The organism is Cupriavidus pauculus, assembly GCF_008693385.1.
In the GTDB taxonomy this organism is placed as follows: domain Bacteria; phylum Pseudomonadota; class Gammaproteobacteria; order Burkholderiales; family Burkholderiaceae; genus Cupriavidus; species Cupriavidus pauculus_D.
In genome coordinates this window covers 528,032-547,748 of record NZ_CP044065.1, presented here as the reverse complement: position 1 = coordinate 547,748, position 19,717 = coordinate 528,032, and the positions used below count along the sequence as shown (strand labels likewise).

The following is a 19,717-nucleotide window of genomic DNA, read 5'->3' as shown; positions in this document are numbered from 1 at the left end:
TGTGGGTCAGCCGGGCAGAGTCGGGCGACTCGCGCAATCGAACGGAGGGATGCGGGCCAGCGAGGGAAATGGAGAGATGCGGGGCCCGGCCTGTGCTGACGCCCGGGGGTGCCCGGGCGTCATGTTCGGTAAGACAAGCAACTGTCGTTGTCTCTTGCGCAAGCGCGTCGCCTGCCCCGCTTGGCCGGTACGTCAGGACCGGAGGGATGGCCCGGCTGCCGTCGGCGAAGCAGCCGCCATTATAGGGAGAAGTTGCACCGCATTGAAGCAGAGATTCCCATCAATACGGAAATTTGCACAATAAATGCCGACGATTGCAACCACTGTACGGCAGAATAAGGCGCAGAAACGGGATATCACGATTGTGGTGCGCATTTAATTGCGCCGGCAGTCTTGCACCACCACGGAGAAAGCACGCAAAAAAAAGCCCCCGACCGGGTCGGGGGCTTCCTGTACCGCAACCTGCGCGGCAACAGCCTCGATCAGCGCTTGGCCATGTCCGGCACGTCGCGGCTCGATGCGCCGTTGAACAGCTGGCGCGGACGACCGATCTTGTACTCGGGATCGGTGATCATTTCTTCCCACTGCGAGATCCAGCCCGGCGTACGTGCCAGCGCGAAGATGCAGGTGAATAGCGAGGTCGGGATGCCGAGCGCGCGCTGCACGATACCCGAGTAGAAGTCCACGTTCGGGTACAGCTTGCGGCTCACGAAGTATTCGTCCTCGAGCGCGATCTTCTCGAGCTCCATGGCCAGCTTGAACAGCGGGTCGTTGTGCAGGCCCAGTTCGTTCAGCACTTCGTGGCAGGTTTCGCGCATGAGCTTGGCGCGCGGGTCGTAGTTCTTGTACACGCGGTGGCCAAAGCCCATCAGGCGCACGCCCGAGTTCTTGTCCTTGACCTGCTTGATGAACTCGTTGATGTGGTCCACGCTGCCGATTTCTTCCAGCATCTTGAGCGCGGCTTCGTTCGCGCCACCGTGAGCCGGGCCCCAGAGGCAGGCCACGCCGGCGGCGATGGCGGCAAACGGGTTCGTGCCCGACGAACCGGCCAGGCGCACGGTCGAGGTCGACGCGTTCTGCTCGTGGTCGGCGTGCAGGATGAAGATGCGGTCGAGCGCGCGCTCGAGCACCGGGTTCACGTGATACGGCGCGCACGGCGTGCCGAACATCATGCGCAGGAAGTTGCCCGAGTACGACAGGTCGTTCTGCGGGTAGATGTACGGCTGGCCGATGTTGTACTTGTACGCCATGGCGACCAGGGTCGGCATCTTGGCGATTAGGCGGATGGCCGAGATCTCGCGCTGATGCGGATCGTCGATGTCCATCGCGTCGTGGTAGAACGCGCTCATGGCGCCGACCAGGCCCGTCAGCACGGCCATCGGGTGGGCGTCACGGCGGAAACCGCGCATGAAGAACTGCAGTTGCTCGTGAACCATCGTGTGGTTCATCACGTTGAAGACGAAGTCTTCCTTTTGCTTGGCGTTCGGCAGCTCGCCCTTCAGCAGCAGGTAACAGGTCTCGAGGTGGTCGCACTTCGCGGCCAGTTGCTCGATCGGGTAGCCACGGTACAGCAGCTCGCCCTTGTCACCGTCGATGTAGGTGATCTTCGAGTTGCAGGAGGCGGTCGACATGAACCCCGGGTCGTAGGTGAACTTGCCGGTCTGACCGTACAGTTTGCGAATGTCGATCACGTCCGGGCCAACGGTACCCTTGTAGATCGGCAGCTCAACGCTGGGGGAACCATCGGAAAACGATAGCGTGGCTTTCACATCGGACGGCGTCATGTCGGTTCCTTCAAATGCTGTGAATAATATGTTGACCAAACTCAGACCGAACGCAACAGGCCAATCAGCCGTTGCATCGGGGGCGTGTCGAGCTCACCGTCAAGCTCCTTGCGGGCAAGCAGCAGGTCCATCAACTCGTTGTCGCTGAGCTCGAAGAGCTCGGAGAGTGCAGCCACGTCCTCGTCGGACAGGCTTTCCTCGTAACGGTTGAAGAATCGCTCGACGATGATGTCGTTCTCCAGTAGGCCGCGGCGGGCACGCCAGCGAAGCCGCGCGCGCTTGTGCGGGTCAGCCTGATGGGAGAAAGTGGTGGAAAGACTCATGGTCAGCCTTCGTGCTGCGGAGCACGAACCCCGACGATAACCGCCCAGGCTTGCACCCCGCTTACTACATTGCTTGCTACTACGTCGCTACTACGCTTAAGTCATGTGGCGAAAGACAGTTTAGACCGCTTCCGCCACGGCCGCTTATACCGCGCGGCGAACCATCAGCTCCTTGATCTTGCCGATGGCCTTCGTCGGGTTCAGACCCTTCGGGCACACATCGACGCAGTTCATGATGCTGTGGCAACGGAACAGGCGGTACGGGTCGTTCAGGTTGTCCAGACGCTCGCCGGTGGCCTGGTCGCGGCTGTCCGCGATAAAGCGGTAGGCTTGCAGCAGGCCGGCCGGGCCGACGAACTTGTCCGGGTTCCACCAGAACGACGGGCACGACGTCGAGCAGCTCGCGCACAAGATGCACTCGTACAGGCCGTCCAGCTCGTCACGTTCCTGCGGCGACTGCAGACGCTCCTTCTCGGGCGGCGGCTCGTCGTTGATCAGGAACGGCTTGATCGAGTTGTACTGCTTGAAGAACTGCGTCATGTCGACGATCAGGTCGCGCACCACCGGCAGGCCGGGCAGCGGACGCAGCACGATGCGGTCCGGCAGCTCGCGCAGGTTCGTCAGGCAGGCCAGGCCGTTCTTGCCGTTGATGTTCATCGCGTCCGAACCGCACACGCCTTCACGGCACGAACGGCGGAACGAGATGGTCTCGTCCAGCTTCTTCAGCTTGACCAGCGCGTCCAGCAGCATGCGCTCGTGACCGTCCAGCTCGACCTCGTAGGTCTGCATGCGCGGGGCGGCATCCTTGTCCGGATCGTAGCGGTAGACTTCGAAGATACGCTTCATTTCTGTGGGTCCTGTTTTCTCTACGATGCGGTGCTCAGAAGGTACGAGCCTTCGGCGGAACGGATTCCACCGTAAGGGGTTCCATCTTCACCGGCTTGTAGTCGAGGCGGTTGCCTTCGCTGTAGAACAGCGTGTGCTTGAGCCAGTTCTGGTCGTCGCGGTTCGGGAAGTCGCTGTGCGCGTGCGCACCGCGCGATTCCTTGCGGGCCGCGGCCGAAATCATCGTGGCCTTGGCCACTTCCACCAGGTTGGCCACTTCGAGGGCTTCCACCAGCGCGGTGTTGAAGACCTTCGACTTGTCCTTCAGGTGGATGTTGTCGGCACGTTCCGCCACTTCGAGGATGCGCTCGACACCTTCGTCCATCAGCTTCTGCGTACGGAACACGCCCGCGTGCGACTGCATGTTGCGACGGATGTCGTTTGCCACGTCCTGCGTGTACTCGCCCGACGACGTCGCCTGCAGCTTGGCCAGGCGCGACATCGCGAGGTCGGCGGCATCGGCCGGCAGCGGCTTGTGTTCCTTCTGCTTGAGCGCGCTGGCGACGATGTGGTTGCCGGCGGCACGGCCGAACACCACGAGGTCGAGCAGCGAGTTCGTGCCCAGGCGGTTCGCGCCGTGCACGGACACGCACGAGCATTCGCCGATCGCGTAGAAACCGTTGACCACTTCGTTGGGGTTGCCGTTCTTCGGCACCACCACCTGACCGTGGAAGTTCGTCGGGATACCGCCCATCTGGTAGTGGATGGTCGGCACGACGGGGATCGGTTCCTTGATCGCGTCCACGTTGGCGAACTTCATGCCGATTTCGCGGATCGACGGCAGGCGCTTCATGATGGTCTCGGCACCGACGTGCGTCAGGTCCAGCAGCACGTAGTCGCCGTTCGGGCCGCAGCCACGGCCTTCCTTGATTTCCTGGTCCATCGAGCGCGACACGAAGTCACGCGGCGCCAGATCCTTCAGCGTCGGCGCGTAACGCTCCATGAAGCGTTCGCCGTCCTTGTTACGCAGGATACCGCCTTCGCCGCGCACGCCTTCGGTGATCAGCACGCCCGCGCCGGCCACGCCGGTCGGGTGGAACTGCCAGAACTCCATGTCCTCGAGCGGCACACCGGCGCGCGCCGCCATGCCCAGGCCGTCACCGGTGTTGATGAACGCGTTGGTCGATGCGGCGTAGATACGGCCGGCACCGCCCGTGGCGAACAGCGTGGTCTTGGCTTCGAGGATATAGACTTCGCCCGTTTCCATTTCCAGCGCCGTCACGCCCAGCACGTCGCCGTCCTGGTCGCGGATCAGGTCCAGCGCCATCCATTCGACGAAGAAGTGGGTCTTGGCGCGGACGTTACGCTGGTACAGCGTGTGCAGCAGCGCGTGGCCGGTACGGTCGGCCGCGGCGCAGGCACGCTGCACGGGCTTCTCGCCGTAGTTGGCCGTGTGGCCGCCGAACGGACGCTGGTAGATCGTGCCATCGGCATTGCGGTCGAACGGCATGCCGAAGTGCTCGAGCTCGTACACGACCTTCGGCGCTTCCCGGCACATGAACTCGATCGCATCCTGGTCGCCGAGCCAGTCGGAACCCTTGATGGTGTCGTAGAAGTGATAGTGCCAGTTGTCCTCGCTCATATTGCCGAGCGAGGCGCCGATACCGCCCTGGGCGGCCACGGTGTGCGAGCGCGTGGGGAAAACCTTGGACAGCACGGCCACGTTCAGGCCGGCTTCCGCGAGCTGGAGGGATGCGCGCATCCCGGCGCCGCCCGCCCCGACGATGACCACGTCAAATCGACGACGCGGCAATCCAGTCTTGACTGCGACCATTTATTACACCCTCCAGAGAATCTGAGCAGCGTAGCCCGCGCAACCGACGAGCCACAGAATCGTTAGTACTTGCAGCACGAGGCGCACGGCCATCGGCTTGACGTAGTCCATCCAGATGTCGCGCACGCCGATCCAGGCGTGGTACAGCAGCGAGAGGATGGTCAGGAAAGTCAGGATCTTCATCCATTGATTGGCGAAGAGACCTGCCCAGCCTTCATACGTGGGGTTGCCAAAGGCGAGAAAGGCGATGGCCAGGACCACGGTGAAGACCACCATGATCACCGCAGTCACGCGCTGCGCAAGCCAGTCCTTGATACCGTAGTGCGCGCCGACGACGAGGCGCTTGGGACCGATATTGTTATTTGCCACTTGAATACTCTCCTCAGAACAGGCCGAAAAGCTTCAGCCCGAAAATCAGGGTAAGCAGCAGGCTGACGACGAGCACGGTAATGGCAGACTTGCCGGAAGCGGGCTTCGATACACCCACGTGCAGATCGAGCAGCAGGAAGCGGATACCGGCACAGAAGTGATGCAGGTAACCCCAGATCAGGGCCAGCACGACCAGCTTGACGAAGCCGTTGGACAGCAGGCTCGAGAAACGGGCGAAGCTGATTTCGGACGTAACGCTCTGCTCGAACAGGAAGAGAACGAACGGAAGGAGGAGGAACATCAACGCACCGCTCACGCGATGCAGGATGGATACCTTGCCGGCCCAGGGCAACCTGTATCGCGCGAGTTGCGCGACATGGATGTTCCGGAACTCCGGCCTGGCTTGTTTGACGGCTTCAGCCATGCGAGACCCCATTTGCGGTAAGAAAAGAACTACCAAAGAACGAAACTGCCATCACCCCTTGCCAATCCACGGTCATCGCGTCACGATGATTCATGCATATCGGCACTGCATACAGAGGAATGCACTGGGGCAAATCCACATGATTTTAGCGCCTTTGTTGCGCAGCGCACCAATAATTTTCAGCTATCACGCACCACCACGGCGTGCGCGACAATCGCACGCCACATCGCCACGCACCAGCCTGGAGCATGACAATTCCACTACCCCGGCGTGGTTTTTCGACATTTCCGCTCGACAATTCACGGGTCAACTCACGGGTCAGCTCAGATCGTTCTGATAGTAGTGGCGTGTTGTGACATACAACGCGCGGCGGACTTCCACCGGGCGGTCGCCATACGTGAACGAGACCCGCTCCACCGACAGCAGCGGCGAGCCCGCCGGGACGGACAGCAGCGACGCCGCCGTCTCGTCGGCCGCCACCGCCCGGATCTTCTCGGTGGCCCGGATCATGCGCGTCCCGAATTCGGCCTCGAACAGCGCGTACATCGGGCCCTTCCATTCCGTGAGCTTCTCGGCCGTCAGGCCCTTGAAGCTCGCGCCGACCAGCCAGATCTCGTCGAGCACGGTCGCTTCGCCCGAGAACGTCAGCACGCGGCGAATCTGCACCACGCTGTCGCCGGTGCGCAGGTCGAGCAGACGCGCGATCTCCGCCGGCGCGCGCAGGCGCTTGCATTCGAGCACCCGGCTCGCGCCGTAGTGCGGCTCCCCTTCGTCCGGCACCAGCCGCAGGAAGCGAAACTTGACCACATCCTCGTGATGGGTCGTGACGAACGTGCCCTTGCCCTGGCGGCGGGCCACCAGATTGTCGGCAGCCAGCTCGTCGATGGCCTTGCGGACCGTGCCCTGGCTCACCTTGTAGCGCGCGGCCAGTTCCATCTCGCTCGGGATCATGTCGCCAGGCTTCCACTCGCCGGACTGCAGGCTCTGCATGATGAGGGCCTTGATCTGCTGGTAAAGCGGGCTGAACGTGGGCGAATTCGAGATGACGGGCGGGGCGGCGGGCGACGGCGCCGGCGAGGCGGCGGGCGCGCCCGAAGCGGGCGGCGGCGTCCCGGCACCGGACGGAGCGGCGCCAGATTCCGGCGCGCCATTAGCGGTCGCGGCGGCCAGGGACGTGGGCAGGGTTGACATAGCCCGGATTTCACCACAAAAGCGAGAAACGCGTCCAGCGAACTATGAAATGTCTTATGTCTTATATAAGACATCTTATTTGACAGGGTCCGCCGCCCGGACCTACACTCCCGCAGCCCCGCGCCGCCACATAGCAGTAGTAGACTTACGGCTTGTCGGCGGATGGCCGCCCTGCCCCCGTGGCGACACACCCCTTTTCATCGTTTGGAGACTTTCCCATGGCTAAAGCCCCAATGCGCGTCGCAGTGACCGGCGCCGCTGGCCAGATCGGCTATTCCCTGCTGTTCCGCATCGCCAATGGCGACATGCTCGGCAAAGACCAGCCGGTCATCCTCCAACTGCTGGACCTCCCGCAAGCCCAAGCCGCCGTCAAGGGCGTCGTGATGGAGCTGGAAGACTGCGCGTTCCCGCTGCTGGCCGGCGTCGTGATCACCGACGACCCCAAGGTTGCGTTCAAGGACGCCGACGTGGCACTGCTGGTGGGCGCGCGTCCCCGCAGCAAGGGCATGGAACGCAAGGACCTGCTCGAAGCCAACGCCCAGATCTTCACCGTGCAGGGCAAGGCCCTGGACGAAGTGGCCAGCCGCGACGTCAAGGTGCTGGTGGTCGGCAACCCGGCCAACACCAACGCCTACATCGCCATGAAGTCCGCGCCGAACCTGAAGCGCGAGAACTTCACCGCCATGCTGCGCCTGGACCACAACCGCGCGCTGTCGCAGATCGCCGCCAAGACCGGCAAGCCGGTGTCGGCCATCGAGAAGCTGTTCGTGTGGGGCAACCACAGCCCGACCATGTACGCCGACTACCGCTACGCGACCGTTGACGGCAAGAACGTCAAGGAGCTGATCAACGACCACGCCTGGAACAACGACGTGTTCCTGCCGACCGTCGGCAAGCGCGGCGCCGCGATCATCGAGGCCCGTGGCCTGTCGTCGGCTGCTTCGGCCGCCAACGCCGCCATCGACCACGTGCGCGACTGGGTGCTGGGTTCGAACGGCAAGTGGGTGACCATGGGCATCCCGTCGAACGGCGACTACGGTATTCCGCAAGACACGATGTTCGGCTTCCCGGTGACCACGGTCAACGGCAAGTACGAAGTGGTGAAGGGCCTCGAAGTCGACGCCTACAGCCAGGAAAAGATCAATATCACGCTCAAGGAACTCGAAGAAGAGCGTGCCGGCGTGCAGCACCTGCTGGGCTGATCGCCAGTCGCCTCCGATGACAGACCGGGGCCTTGCATCGATTCAGGATTTTCGTGAATCGGCGCGGGCCCCGGTTTTTTTATTCGGCCTGTCTTAACTCTCTACTTCTCGATCAACGTGCATCCATCCGAGGTCTTGTTCCAGGGCGAAGCGATTCCGGTCCAGCTACCGGTCTGTGACCACTATGCCGGCACCGAGAAGCTCATGCGCAAGTCGCTGGGCCTGCAACAAGAGCTTGGCCCCGTGTTCGACATCACGTTCGACTGCGAGGACGGCGCCGCCGTCGGCCAGGAACGCGAACACGCCGCGCTTTGCGCGCAGCTGATCAACAGCCGCGAGAACGCGTTCAACCGCGTGGGCGTGCGCATTCACGACCCGGCCCACCCCGCGTGGCGCGAGGACATCGACATCCTCGTCACCGCCGCCGGCGCCCGGCTGGCCTACGTCGTGGTGCCGAAGGTCACGGACGTGGTGGAGGTGGCCCGCGTGACGGATCACGTCAACCATGCCGCGCGCATGGCCGGCATCGCGCGCCATATCCCGATCCATGTCCTGATCGAGACGCATGCCGCCCTCGAGCAGGCGTTCGACATCGCCGCGCTGGTGCAGGTGGAGTGTCTATCGTTCGGCCTCATGGATTTTGTTTCTGCGCATCATGGGGCAATCCCCGGGGAGGCGATGCGCTCGCCGCAACAATTCGAGCAGCCGCTGATCCGGCGCGCGATGCTGGAGATCTCGGCGGCCTGCCACCGGCATGGCAAGGTGCCCTCGCACAACGTGAGCACCGACGTCCAGATGCCGCAGCGCGCGGGCGACGATGCGCTGCGCGCGCGTACCGAATTCGGCTACCTGCGCAAATGGAGCATCCATCCGGGCCAGATCGCGCCGATCGTGGCGGCCTTCCGGCCCAGCGACGCGGAAATCGGCGCGGCCAGCGAGATCCTGCTCGCGGCGCACCGGAACAACTGGGGGCCCATCCGCCATGACGGGCAGTTGCACGACCGCGCGAGCTACCGCTATTACTGGTCTCTGCTGCAGCGCGCACAGGCCACGGGCACGGCCCTGCCGCCGCCGGCCGCCGAGCTGTTTTTCGCGTGATCCGGCACCGTTGTCGCGCACATGGAAACAACGATGTGATCCGAATCCGTGCAATTGTGTAACCAACCCATGATGTACTACGCCGGGCTTTGCAAATCGTAGAGAATAGCGGCGAACTATGACTGCCCCCCCCCTTGCCGCACCCCATCGATACCGCGGTCTACTATTTTGATATCCGAAAAGGAACCAGCAATGAAACACCTCGTGCTCGCAGCCTGCATTGGCGCCATGACCCTGACCGCCGGTGCAGCGCTGGCCCAGGAACCCGCCAAGAAGCCGGCCGCGACCAAAAAAGCGCCCGCCAAGAAGTCCTCCAAGAAGGCCACGCCGGTCGCCGAAGTGCCCGTCACGCCGAACGGCGAGAAGTGGCAATGCGAACTGGGCCATGCGATCTACATCGCCGGCGACATGCGCCGTGACGAAGTGATCGTCGTCAACTGGGAGGCCAAGGAATACCGCCTGCCGCGCCAGGCCACCGTGACCGGTGCGGACCGCTACTACGATGCCCGCAGCGGCCTCGACCTGGTGGTGATCCCGAGCAAGGCCATGCTGTTCAACAAGAACCTGGGCCAGCGCCTGGCCGACGAGTGCCAGAACGCCGACATGCAGGCTGGCGGCTCCGCGCCGACCGTCGCCGGCGCGCTGCGCGCGCCGGTGGCCACGCCGCTGCTGGCCGCCCCGGCCGCACCGCAGGCCGATGCCCAGCAGCAGCAACCGGCCGCCCAGGCACAGCCTGCGGCCCTGGTTGCCCCGAAGCAGTAAAGAAACGCCATTACCGTAGCGTCTCGCCATCGTGATTGACGATCACGATGGCCTGCAGCGTGGCAGAGTTTCTTCGCCTCGCGCACAATAAGTGTTTGCTGTGACGGCGCGCACCCCGTGACGAACCTCGGGCGCGCGCCGGGGTCTCTCAAGAACAAGAAGCCGTAGCACCGCGTCATTCCTTCATTGGAGCCAGGTAATGCCCCACAATCTCAAAAATACCCTGAAGTCGTTCAAGATCGGCCGCAACGGTAGCGGCCAGTTCTATTCCCTGCCCCAGCTGGGCAAGGAGCTCGGCGTCGCGATCGAGCGCCTGCCTGTGTCGATTCGACTCGTGCTCGAGTCCGTGCTGCGCAACTGCGACGGCAAGAAGGTGACCGAGGAACACGTGCGGCAGCTGGCTCACTGGAAGCCCAACGCCGATCGCGTGGACGAGATCCCGTTCGTCGTGGCCCGCGTGGTGCTGCAGGATTTCACGGGCGTGCCGCTGCTCGCCGATCTGGCGGCCATGCGTAACGTGGCCGAGAAGATGGGCAAGAACCCCAAGAAGATCGAGCCGCTGGTGCCGGTGGACCTCGTGGTCGACCACTCGGTGCAGATCGACCACTTCCGCGAGAAGAAGGCGCTCGATCTGAACATGCAGCTCGAGTTCCAGCGCAACAACGAGCGCTACCAGTTCATGAAGTGGGGCATGCAGGCGTTCGACACGTTCGGCGTGGTGCAGCCCGGCTTCGGCATCGTCCACCAGGTGAACCTCGAATACCTGGCCCGTGGCGTGCACAAGAAGGGCGATGTCTATTATCCGGACACGCTCGTGGGTACCGATTCGCACACCACGATGATCAACGGCATCGGCGTGGTGGGCTGGGGCGTGGGCGGCATCGAGGCCGAGGCCGGCATGCTGGGCCAGCCCGTGTACTTCCTGACGCCGGACGTCGTGGGCGTGGAGCTGAAGGGCCGCCTGCGCGAGGGCGTGACCGCCACCGACCTCGTGCTGACGATCACCGAGATGCTGCGGCGCGAGAAGGTCGTGGGCAAGTTCGTCGAGTTCTACGGCGAAGGCACCGCGAACATCGCCGTGCCGGACCGCGCGACCATCGGCAACATGGCACCCGAATACGGCGCGACCATGGGCTTCTTCCCGGTGGACGAGAAGACCATCGACTATTTCAAGGGGACGGGCCGCACGGACGAGGAAATCGCCGCGTTCGAAGGCTACTTCCGCGCGCAGGAACTGTTCGGCGTGGCCGGCCCGGGCGAGATCGACTACAGCGTGAACCTGACGCTGGATCTCGGTTCCGTGGCCCCGTCGCTGGCAGGCCCGAAGCGTCCGCAGGACCGCATCGAGATCGGCCACGTGAAGAGCACGTTCGCGTCGCTGTTCAGCAAGCCCGTCTCCGAGAACGGCTTCAACAAGAAGCCCGAGGAACTGACGGCGCAGTACGAGACCTCCGACGGCGTGAAGGTGAAGAACGGCGACGTGCTGATCGCCGCCATCACCTCGTGCACGAACACGTCGAACCCGAGCGTGCTGCTGGCCGCGGGCCTGCTCGCGAAGAAGGCGGTGGAAGCCGGCCTGACCGTGGCGCCGCATATCAAGACCTCGCTCGCCCCGGGCAGCCGCGTGGTCACCGAGTACCTGACCAAGACCAAGCTGCTGCCGTACCTCGAGAAGCTCGGCTTCGGCGTGACGGCCTATGGCTGCACGACCTGCATCGGCAACGCGGGCGACCTGACCGCGCCGCTGAACGAGGCCATCGTCGAGAACGACCTCGTGGCCGCGGCCGTGCTGTCCGGCAACCGTAACTTCGAGGCGCGCATCCACCCGAACATCCGCGCCAACTTCCTGGCCTCGCCGCCGCTGGTCGTGGCCTACGCGATCGCCGGCACGATGACGCGCGACCTGATGACCGAGCCCGTGGGCAAGGGCAAGGACGGCCAGGACGTCTGGCTCGGCGATATCTGGCCGACGTCGGAAGAAATCCACGGCCTGCTGAAGTTCGCGCTGGATGCCAAGGTCTTCAAGAACAACTACGGCAAGGTCAAGGATCCGAGCCCGCTGTGGGCGAAGATCAAGGGCACGACGGGCCAGGTCTACGACTGGCCGGACTCGACCTACATTGCCGAGCCGCCGTTCTTCCAGGACTTCGACATCGAGCCGAAGGCCGCGAGCGCCAGCGTGCGCGGCGCCCGCGCGCTGGGCGTGTTCGGGGACTCCGTGACGACCGACCATATTTCCCCGGCCGGCTCGATCAAGGACACCTCGCCGGCGGGCAAGTACCTGCTCTCCCACGGCGTGCTCAAGGCCGACTTCAACAGCTACGGTTCGCGCCGCGGCAACCACGAGGTGATGATGCGCGGCACGTTCGCCAACGTGCGCATCAAGAACCTGATGATTCCGCCGAAGGCCGACGGCTCGCGCGTGGAAGGCGGCATTACGCTGCATCAGCCGACCGGCGACGAAATGTCGATCTACGACGCCGCGATGAAGTACATCGCCGAGGGCACGCCCACGGTGGTGTTCGGTGGCGAGGAATACGGCACCGGCTCGTCGCGCGACTGGGCGGCCAAGGGCACGCAGCTGCTGGGCGTGAAGGCCGTGATCGCGCGCAGCTTCGAGCGGATTCACCGTTCGAACCTCGTGGGCATGGGCGTGCTGCCGCTGCAGTTCAAGGGCAGCGACAGCGCACAGTCGCTGGGCATCGTCGGCAGCGAGACGTTCGACATCGAGGGCATCGAGGGCGAACTGAAGCCGCAGCAGGATGTGGTGCTGGTGATCCATCGCAGCAATGGCGACACCCAGCGCGTGCCGGTGCTGCTGCGCATCGATACGCCGATCGAGGTGGACTACTACAACCACGGCGGCATCCTGCCGTTCGTGCTGCGCCAGCTGCTGGCGGCTTGATCGACCGCTGATCGACCGCTGATCGGCCACGGCGGCCACGGATCGGGGATTTTCTTAAGGGATTTCCCCGATCCGCCCCGTAAGTTCCACGCAAGCCGGCACTGCCAGACTGCCTCCTGACAATATAACGATTAGCCAGGAGACAGCATGGTCAAGATTGTGATCGCATTCGTGGTCGTCGCGGGCGCCGCCCTCTATCTGCTCACCAAGGGCGGAGACGACGTGTCCATCGCCGGCGAGCAGCACGGCACCGAAACCCACGCCCCCGCCACGCAGAAATAACCGCGCTGGCTGCCATCGTGCGGCATCCCCGCACTCGCGGATACACGAGAGGCCCGACTGGGGCCTTCTTTTGCCAACGCAGCGAGTAGAATACCGTTTTACGCAAAACAGACGGTTTCTATCTATGGCAGGTTTTCGTCCCAAGGCTTCCCCCCGACTCTCGCCCGACGCCGAACGGCTCGTGGCCGATGCACTGGCGCTCGACGCCTCGGGCAGCCGCATGGAGGACGGCTATTGGGAGCGCCGTCTCTCTCAGCGCCTCGGGCGTCTGTTGAAAAATGGCAGCCAGACCGCGCTCGACGCGGCGCTCGAACACCTGTTCAAGCACAATGCCGACGCCTCCGACGTGCTCGCGGAACAGGCCGAGACGCTCGCGGAGTCCGCGACGATCGAGGTGGACGGCGTGCGCTACGACGCGCTGCTGATCGCCGCGCCGATCCTGGCCCATACGCGTTATGCGATTCCGTCGGGCGCGCTCAAGGGCGACGTGGCCCAGACGCTGTCCGTGCATCTGCAGGCCCACGTGCTGGCCAACGGCACCAAGGTCGCGCTGTCGCCTTACCTGTACAGCATCGACCAGCTGCCGCGCACGCATAGCGATACCTTCGCACTGACCCACAAGCTGGCCGCCGCCGCGCTGGCGGGCGCCGTGCCCAAGGTCGATCTGCGCGACCTGCCGGAAACCGCCCCGATTCTCGCCGATCCGCGCTATCTGCTGGCCGTGGTCGTCGCCCCGCACGAAGGCGCGCTGTTCCGCTGGCAGGAAGACGCCAAGGAGCACCACGCCGAGCGTTCGGTCTGCCTCGAACAATGGCGCACGCAGGTGCAACCGTCGGTGGCGATGATGCTGCCGGGCTGCGAATTCGAGCTTCTGCTGCCGGACGCGTTCTTCCTGTCCTGCCGCGAGTCCGACAAGAGCATTCGTCCGCTGACCGTGCGCGCGGCCGTCAACTACCTGAGCGGCACGCTCGATATGCCGGCCGGTCAGCTGGCCGCCGTGGTCGCGTCGTTCGGCGAGGAAGTGGTCGAGGAATACCGCGTGGGCTTCACGATCCGCGGCGAAAAGGACGTGATCTACGGCATCGTCTGGCCCGTGTATGGCCGCGAGGCGGGCGAGGTGGATGCCGAGGAAAAGGGCAATCCGCTCGAGCAGATCTGCGAGGAACTGCGTAACGTCGGCGTGGAAGACATCTTCCGCCACGCCGCGCTGTTCGATCCCGAGTACTGCGAGGACTGCGGCACGCCGCTCTACGCCGATCGCACCGGCGAGATCGTGCATGCGGAACTGCCCGAAGACGCGCCGACGCAGCAGCCGTTATTTCACTGAGCCGCTCGTTGGGACCTTCGTTGGGCTGCTCACGCAGCGCCACAGATCGTGGCCCGATGCGCCGTACTTGCGCTCGAACGGCGTCATCGGGACGGCGGGCAGCCACGGTTCCGTGACTGCCGGGCGGCCCACCATCTCCAGCGCGGCCGCGAACTCGTCGATATAGATCTTCCAGTTGCTGCGGCATTCGAGATAATCGCCCAGCGCCGCCAGCGCGGGAAACACCGCGTGGCCCTGCCAGCGCCGCCCCAGATGCCCAATCTTCGGCCACGGGTTCGGGTACAGCACGTAATGGCGCGCCACCGGCACCCCATCCGCCACGAGCATGCGCCAGACATCGACGAGGTCCGCGCGCGCCCAGTGGTAATTGCCGGGCATCTCCCCTTCCCACCAGTCCTTGCCCGCGGTCAGCCGTTTTTCGGATTGATCGACGCCGATCACGAAGTGGTCAGGATAGGCGCGCGCGAGGCGCAGCGTGCTCTCGCCGACGCCACATCCGGCATCGAGGATCAGCGGCCTATCCCCTCCCCCACCGCCCGCGCGGCGCCATGCGGACAGCGCCTCGTCCATGGCGTGACGGCTGGCGTCGCCGATGGGCTTGCGGAACGGCTCGGCGAGGTGGCGGGCCACGCGCGCGGCCAGATGATCGTGGATATCGGTCTGCGCGGAGGCGATGGTGCGGGAATTGGCGAACATGGGCGCCGATTTTACTGGCAACCGGCGGGCATTCGTAACTGGCCGGCGCGCTCGCGTCGATGTAAGTTTGGCGGCACAATGCCGAGTTGACGACCGCAGAGGAGCTTCCGATGAAGATCTATCACCAAGTTGGCCAATGGTTCGCACGCGCCGCCGCGGCACTCGCGCTCGGCACGGCCCTGCTGGTCCCGGGCCATGCGGCCCTGGCCGAAGACCTGCGCGTGGGCCTCGCCGCCGACGTCACATCGATGGATCCGCAATGGAACAACGCGGGCCCGAACAATGCCATCGCGCTGCATGTGTTCGAGTCGCTCGTGTTCATGGACAAGAACGCACGCTATATCCCCGGCCTCGCGCTGTCGTGGAAGCCCGTCAATCCCACCACGTGGGAGATCAAGCTGCGGCCGAACGTCAAATGGCATGACGGCTCGCCGTTCACGAGCGCCGACGTGAAGGCCTCGCTCGAGCGCCCCGAGAAACTCGTGAACAGCCCCGGCACGTTCACGAGCTACACCAAGCCCATCAAGAGCATCGACACGCCCGACGCGCTCACGGTCCGGCTGACGATGAACGTGCAGAACTACGCGAACCTCGCCAACGACCTGAACAGCGTGCCGATCATGCCGAAGGCGGTGGCCGCCACGCTCACGCAGGCGGACTTCGACTCGGGCAAGCTGATGATCGGCACGGGGCCGTTCAAATTCGTGCGCTTTGCGCGCGGGCAGGAAATCGTGATGCAGCGTAATCCCGATTACTGGGGACCGAAGGTCGACTGGGACCGCGTGACGTTCCGCATCCTGACCGACAACGGCGCGCGCACGGCCGCCCTGCTCTCTGGCGATGTGGACGTGATCGAATCCGTGCCGGCGGCAGACGTCGCGCGCTTCAAGCAGAACACCAAGTTCCGCATCGAGCAGCAGGTATCGTGGCGCACGATCTTCTGGCAGATGGACCAGTCGCGCGACAATCCGCCGTTCGTCACCGACAAGGCCGGCAAGCCACTGGGCAAGAATCCGTTCAAGGATGCGCGTGTGCGGGCCGCCATCAGCAAGGCGCTCAATCGCGATGCAATCGTCAGCCGCATCATGGAAGGGCTCGCGGTGCCGGCCTCGTCGATCGTGTCGCCGCAGATCTTCGGGCATCCGGGGACCAAACCCGATGCCTACGATCCCGAAGGCGCGAAAAAGCTGCTGGCCGCCGCCGGGTATCCGAATGGCTTCGGGCTGACGCTGCATGCGACCAACAACCGCTATCTGAACGACAACGCGGTGGCGCAGGCCACGGCCGCGATGCTGACGCGTATCGGCATTCAGACCAAGGTGGAAACGATGCCCGTGGCCGCGTACTTCACGCGCGCGCGTCAGGGCGAGTTCTCGTTCCAGATGCTGGGATGGGGCTCGGCGGCCGCGGACGTGGCATTGCGCTCGATTACCGGCACGCCGAATCCGCAGACGGGCTACGGCACGTGGAACTGGGGCAAGTACAGCAATCCGCAGCTGGACAAGCTTATCGAGACCTCGCTGACGACGGTCAGCAGCGACAAGGCGCGCGAAGAGAACGCGCGCGCGGCGGCAAGGTTCGCGCTCGACGACCACGCGATCATTCCCTCGCATAGCCAGCTGGCGATGTGGGCGATGCGCAAGGGCGTTCGCTACGAGGCCCGCACGGACGAGTGGTCGCTCGCGCAGTTCTTCCACAAGGAGTAATGGCGAAGGTGCCCGCGCGGGGCACCCTTTCCGTCAGATCACGAGCCGTGCTTCCTGCCGCGCATTCGCCGCGCGCAGCTTCTTCACCCAATCCTTCGCGGGCAATCTGGTCGTCGCCTCGACGACCTCGGCCCGTGCCTCGATCGTGTCCCACGACACGTCGATGCGCGGGCCGTTGAAAGCCATCGCGATGATGTTGCCGTCGTGGACTTCCGGAAACACGAGCACGCGATTGTCGAAGGCTTCGCAGATGCGCACGATGTTCTTCGGAAAACTCTCGTGGTCGCCGAACAGGTTGATCGTCATCACGCCCGGCGCCTTCAGCACGCGCCGGCATGCGTTGTAGAACGCGGTGGTGTCGAGCACGGGGCCGCGCGCGGTGGCATCGTACAGGTCCACCTGCAGCGCGTCGATGCTCGCGATGTTCGCGCGATCCATCACGAAGTCCCACGCGTCCTGCTCGCGCACGGTCAGACGCGCATCGTCCTCGCGCAGGCCGAACATGCTGCGTCCCGCGATGATCACCGCGGGATTGAGTTCGACGGCCGTCACCTTCGCGCGCGCGAAATAGCGATGGCAGAACTTGGTCAGCGCCGCGGCGCCAAGCCCGAGCTGCGCCACATGGAAGCCGTCGGCGGACGGCGACTGGAACAGCAGCCACGCCATCATCTGCTGCGCATATTCGAGCTCGATGGCATCGGGCTTGCGCAGGCGCATCGCACCCTGCACCCACTCGGTACCGAAATGGAGATAGCGCACGCCGTCCATCTCGGAGAACGTCACCGGCGCGAAGCGCGGCGTCATGCGGGATTCGTCGCCGAAGTCGTGGCGCGCGGCGCGCGGTTCGCGCGTACCCTCGCTGGAGCGGGTGCCCCGGGCGGGACGGCGGGAGGCCACCGCCTCGATCGATTTGCGTTTCAGAAGCGTCATATTGCGGAGGAATGCGCCAACGGCGCGTGAAATCATTCAGCCCAGCGCCGATTGCGCGCGCTGCAGCCATTCGCGATTGTGCTCGCGGGCATGACGCGGCCAGTGGCGCGCGTCGTGGACGATCTCGGTATAGAGCGCCTTAGCGCGTTCCCGGTCCGCTGCGTCGGGCTGTTTGGCCAGCCAGTCTGCGAACAGGCAACGTGCCGCCACGTCGCTGGCGCTCGTCAGCGCCTGCTCGAAGGCAGCCCGGGTGCCATCGGCACCGAGCACCGCGAGCGTGCGCGCATAAAGCAGTGTCGGATCCGACTGCTCGCGCGAGATCGGATTGACCTCGAACAGCCGCTCCAGCGTCTGCCGCGCGGCCGCGTGCTGGCCCGTGGCGAACTGGGCGCGGCCCAGGCCGAGCAGCAGCGCCGGATCGGCGGCGAACGGCCCGTTCGCGGCGGCCTGGTAGTGCTCGAGCGCCTCGGCCGGGTTGCCGGCATCGAGCAGCGCGGCGCCCAGGCGCATACGGGCATCGACGGTGGGGGCGCGATCGAACGCGTCGCGCGCCTCGCGCACGGCACGGTTCGGATCGACGATCTGCCGGATGGCGCGGCCGGCCGCCCGGGCCCCGCGCGTCTGGCGCAGGCTCGGCAGATAAATGGCGAAGCAATACACGATGCTGCCGAGGCCCGGGAAAATGAACAGCAGCAGCAGCCAGTACATGTTCTGGTGGGTACGCACGGCATGCACGGCGAAGAAGATCGCCACGATGACATGCAGGCCGATACCACCGAATCCGAGGTAAGAAGACATGGATCAATCCGAAATCGGGTTTAGCACGCGGCGCGGGTCGGGAAGACGGAATGCGGCGCCACGGACGCGATTGTGACAGATGCGGGCCGGCTGGCTCTCGCCGGGCGCGGCACGCCCCTGTCTTTGGTCTCTCGGTGGCCACTAAAGTTTTCGCAGTTTCGTGCCGTTCTCCGTGACAGGCTCTTCCCTCGACAGGATTACAGCAATGACCAGCGTCTCCGGCACCAGCCTCGCCAACATCACGCCACAGGTCCTGACGCCGCGCGACACCATCGCCGCGCAGCAGGCCTCCAATAAGTCAGCGGCCACTTCCACCCCGGACGCCGCCACCGGCACCACCACGGGCGAAGCCGACCGCAGCGGCCGCATCCAGGGCCCCACCCTCGCCGGCGGCGCAGCCTCGGCCGGCGGCGCGGCACAGGGAACCGAGGACGACAGCAACGAGTCGGTCACGATCAAGACGATCAAGGAGATGATCGAACAGATCCAGAAACAGCTGGCGGTGGTGCAGCAGCAGATCCAGAGTATCCAGTCGAGCGACATGGACGAACGCCTCAAGGCGACGCAACTGGCCGGCTTGCAGGGGCAGGCCAACACGCTGCAGGGCGCGTTGAGGGCGGCCATGGCGAAGCTGGCGGAGGCGATTCAGCAGGAAAGTGGCAGCATGGTGGGGAACAACGTCGATACGACGGTCTGAATCCGCTCCCCCCCCTTCGACCCGCCTCGACCCGCCTTTTCCGATCCGGCCCTACGGATCCTTGCGCGGCGCCCACCACGGCGCCGCGTACCCCGCGCCCCCTACCTCCCCTCTCCCCTCCCTCGCCAGCCATTTCAACTTCCGTTGAACCGCTATCGCTACGCGCCTCTGCGTTTCTTAAGCTGATCAGGCAGCCATAGCGCTGCGTCGGGCGCGAACACCGCGTCCCATTGCCGCCCCCTTCCTGTTTACGCCAAAGGAGCGCCTTCCATGGGCCAACATCGACTCAATGCCGAAGTGCTATGCGATCACGCAACGCCGGACCAGATGTCCGCGTTCCGCATGCATATGGACCTGACCTTTCCCGTCGAAGACCTGGGCATGCTGCACGGCATGCTGAAGGACGACCACTGGGAAGCATTCTCCGACTATTTCTGCAGGCGGTATCCGCAGCACCGGCAACTGATCGAAACCTGGTGCGCGGGCAGCGCGCGACGCCGCGCACAGGGCCGGCATGGCGCCGATGCCGCCACGATGGCTGCCGCCGTCTGACACGACGCATGC

Annotated in this window: 19 protein-coding genes; 9 read left to right on the top strand and 10 right to left on the bottom strand. The window is 64.6% G+C overall.

Translation table 11 applies throughout. From position 1 onward, the window contains the following. Positions 1–482: 482 nt before the first annotated feature. The 7 genes from gltA to FOB72_RS02570 all read right to left on the bottom strand — a co-directional run bounded on the left by gltA (position 483) and on the right by FOB72_RS02570 (position 6,750). Positions 483–1,784, bottom strand: coding sequence for a citrate synthase (gene gltA, locus FOB72_RS02600; RefSeq protein ID WP_150371102.1), 1,302 nt, complete (start codon positions 1,782–1,784; stop codon positions 483–485). A 41-nt stretch (positions 1,785–1,825) separates the two neighbouring features. Beyond that, entirely contained in the window at positions 1,826–2,113 is a 288-nt protein-coding gene (locus FOB72_RS02595) for a succinate dehydrogenase assembly factor 2 (RefSeq protein WP_191002224.1), read from the bottom strand. Positions 2,114–2,251: 138 nt separating this feature from the next. Continuing rightward, positions 2,252–2,953 carry a succinate dehydrogenase iron-sulfur subunit gene (locus FOB72_RS02590; protein ID WP_109580509.1) on the bottom strand — a complete coding sequence of 234 codons (702 nt, stop codon included), beginning with the start codon at positions 2,951–2,953 and terminating at the stop codon, positions 2,252–2,254. Between the two features lie 34 nt (positions 2,954–2,987). After that, positions 2,988–4,766 carry a succinate dehydrogenase flavoprotein subunit gene (gene sdhA, locus FOB72_RS02585; protein WP_150371100.1) on the bottom strand — a complete coding sequence of 593 codons (1,779 nt, stop codon included), beginning with the start codon at positions 4,764–4,766 and terminating at the stop codon, positions 2,988–2,990. A 3-nt stretch (positions 4,767–4,769) separates the two neighbouring features. Continuing rightward, positions 4,770–5,135, bottom strand: a complete 366-nt coding sequence (gene sdhD / locus FOB72_RS02580) for a succinate dehydrogenase, hydrophobic membrane anchor protein (protein ID WP_109580507.1) — start codon at positions 5,133–5,135, stop codon at positions 4,770–4,772. A gap of 13 nt (positions 5,136–5,148) precedes the next feature. After that, positions 5,149–5,559 carry a succinate dehydrogenase, cytochrome b556 subunit gene (gene sdhC / locus FOB72_RS02575; RefSeq protein WP_150371099.1) on the bottom strand — a complete coding sequence of 137 codons (411 nt, stop codon included), beginning with the start codon at positions 5,557–5,559 and terminating at the stop codon, positions 5,149–5,151. Positions 5,560–5,877: 318 nt separating this feature from the next. After that, positions 5,878–6,750: a GntR family transcriptional regulator gene (locus FOB72_RS02570; protein ID WP_150371098.1), complete on the bottom strand. Its 873-nt coding sequence runs from the start codon at positions 6,748–6,750 to the stop codon at positions 5,878–5,880. 218 nt (positions 6,751–6,968) lie between these two features. Here FOB72_RS02570 and FOB72_RS02565 point away from each other — a divergent pair, with 218 nt between their 5' ends. The 6 genes from FOB72_RS02565 (at position 6,969) to FOB72_RS02545 (ending at position 14,326) form a co-directional block, all read left to right on the top strand. Beyond that, entirely contained in the window at positions 6,969–7,952 is a 984-nt protein-coding gene (locus FOB72_RS02565; RefSeq protein WP_109580504.1) for a malate dehydrogenase, read from the top strand. Between the two features lie 117 nt (positions 7,953–8,069). Beyond that, a complete protein-coding gene (locus FOB72_RS02560) occupies positions 8,070–9,050 on the top strand; it encodes an HpcH/HpaI aldolase/citrate lyase family protein (RefSeq protein ID WP_150371097.1) in 981 nt (326 codons plus the stop codon). Between the two features lie 192 nt (positions 9,051–9,242). After that, positions 9,243–9,812 (top strand): hypothetical protein, encoded by a 570-nt coding sequence (locus FOB72_RS02555; protein WP_150371096.1) that lies wholly within the window; start codon positions 9,243–9,245, stop codon positions 9,810–9,812. A gap of 199 nt (positions 9,813–10,011) precedes the next feature. Further along, entirely contained in the window at positions 10,012–12,717 is a 2,706-nt protein-coding gene (acnA, locus tag FOB72_RS02550) for an aconitate hydratase AcnA (RefSeq protein ID WP_150371095.1), read from the top strand. 147 nt (positions 12,718–12,864) lie between these two features. Next, on the top strand, positions 12,865–12,999 hold the full coding sequence (locus FOB72_RS32765; protein WP_258307836.1) for a hypothetical protein: 135 nt from the start codon (positions 12,865–12,867) through the stop codon (positions 12,997–12,999). Between the two features lie 124 nt (positions 13,000–13,123). Then, positions 13,124–14,326, top strand: coding sequence for a DUF2863 family protein (locus tag FOB72_RS02545; RefSeq protein ID WP_150371094.1), 1,203 nt, complete (start codon positions 13,124–13,126; stop codon positions 14,324–14,326). On the opposite strand, the gene trmB is transcribed toward FOB72_RS02545, so the two are convergent. Next, on the bottom strand, positions 14,315–15,022 hold the full coding sequence (trmB, locus tag FOB72_RS02540; protein WP_150371093.1) for a tRNA (guanine(46)-N(7))-methyltransferase TrmB: 708 nt from the start codon (positions 15,020–15,022) through the stop codon (positions 14,315–14,317). The genes FOB72_RS02545 and trmB overlap by 12 nt on opposite strands. Before the next feature lie 110 nt (positions 15,023–15,132). Between trmB and FOB72_RS02535 the strand changes: the two genes are divergently transcribed. Continuing rightward, positions 15,133–16,728, top strand: a complete 1,596-nt coding sequence (locus FOB72_RS02535) for an ABC transporter substrate-binding protein (protein ID WP_150371092.1) — start codon at positions 15,133–15,135, stop codon at positions 16,726–16,728. A gap of 33 nt (positions 16,729–16,761) precedes the next feature. On the opposite strand, the gene FOB72_RS02530 is transcribed toward FOB72_RS02535, so the two are convergent. Both FOB72_RS02530 and FOB72_RS02525 read right to left on the bottom strand, forming a co-directional pair. Continuing rightward, positions 16,762–17,658 carry a spermidine synthase gene (locus FOB72_RS02530; protein ID WP_191002179.1) on the bottom strand — a complete coding sequence of 299 codons (897 nt, stop codon included), beginning with the start codon at positions 17,656–17,658 and terminating at the stop codon, positions 16,762–16,764. 36 nt (positions 17,659–17,694) lie between these two features. Next, positions 17,695–18,456: a tetratricopeptide repeat protein gene (locus FOB72_RS02525; RefSeq protein ID WP_150371090.1), complete on the bottom strand. Its 762-nt coding sequence runs from the start codon at positions 18,454–18,456 to the stop codon at positions 17,695–17,697. A 205-nt stretch (positions 18,457–18,661) separates the two neighbouring features. Between FOB72_RS02525 and FOB72_RS02520 the strand changes: the two genes are divergently transcribed. Then, the gene (locus FOB72_RS02520) at positions 18,662–19,153 is read left to right on the top strand and encodes a hypothetical protein (RefSeq protein ID WP_150371089.1); all 492 of its coding nucleotides are present in this window, start codon (positions 18,662–18,664) and stop codon (positions 19,151–19,153) included. A gap of 270 nt (positions 19,154–19,423) precedes the next feature. Next, entirely contained in the window at positions 19,424–19,705 is a 282-nt protein-coding gene (locus FOB72_RS02515; RefSeq protein WP_150371088.1) for a hypothetical protein, read from the top strand. The last annotated feature ends 12 nt before the right edge of the window (positions 19,706–19,717 follow it).